Origin of the sequence: Achromobacter sp. GbtcB20, from assembly GCF_019091095.1 — a bacterium.
GTDB lineage: Bacteria > Pseudomonadota > Gammaproteobacteria > Burkholderiales > Burkholderiaceae_B > Achromobacter > Achromobacter mucicolens.
Genome location: NZ_JAGXJZ010000085.1, coordinates 1 through 786, shown reverse-complemented (window position 1 = coordinate 786; position 786 = coordinate 1). Strand labels below are relative to the sequence as shown.

The following is a 786-nucleotide window of genomic DNA, read 5'->3' as shown; positions in this document are numbered from 1 at the left end:
TTTGCCGGGAATGCCGAGCAGAAGGCCGTACTGGAAGAGATCGCGGCCGGCGCCACCATCGCCGCCTTTGCCCACGACGAGCCGGAGACCCACTACGAACTGGCGCGCGTGCAAACCACCGCCCGGCGCGAGGGCGAGGCCTGGGTGCTGGGCGGCGCCAAGGCCGTGGTGCAGGCGGGCGAATCGGCGAACGTGTTCGTGGTCTCGGCCCGCACCTCGGGCGCCATCGACGCGGAAGACGGCATCTCGCTGTTCCTGGTGCCGAAGGACGCGCCGGGCGTTTCGGTGCGAGGCACCCCGACCATGGACGGCGGCCGCGTGGCCGACGTCACGTTCAAGAACGTGCAGCTGACCGGTGCGGCCCTGCTGGGCGAAGAGGGCAAGGCGTACGCCACGCTGGAGCGCGCGGTCGGCCGCGGCATCCTGGCGCTGTGCGCGGAGGCGCTGGGCGCGATGGAAGCGGCCAAGGCCGCGACCCTCGACTACCTGCGCACCCGCAAGCAGTTCGGCGTCCCGATCGGCTCCTTCCAGGCCCTGCAGCACCGCATGGCCGACCTGCTGCTGGAAATCGAGCAGGCCCGCTCGGCCGTCATCAACGCCGCCGCCGCGCTGGAGCTTGATCGCATCACGCGCGAGCGCGCCCTCTCGAGCGCGAAGATGAGCATCGGCCGCATCGGCACCCTGGTGGCGGAAGAATGCATCCAGCTGCACGGCGGCATCGGCATGACCTGGGAACTGCCGATGGCCCACTTCGCCAAGCGCCTGGTGATGATCGACCACCAGCTC

The 786-nt window shown here is 70.5% G+C and carries 1 protein-coding gene; it reads left to right on the top strand.

Annotation, left to right across the window (positions count from 1 at the left end):
• A partial coding sequence (locus tag KVT32_RS27875; RefSeq protein WP_217619173.1) for an acyl-CoA dehydrogenase occupies nucleotides 1-786 on the top strand: 786 nt, incomplete at both ends.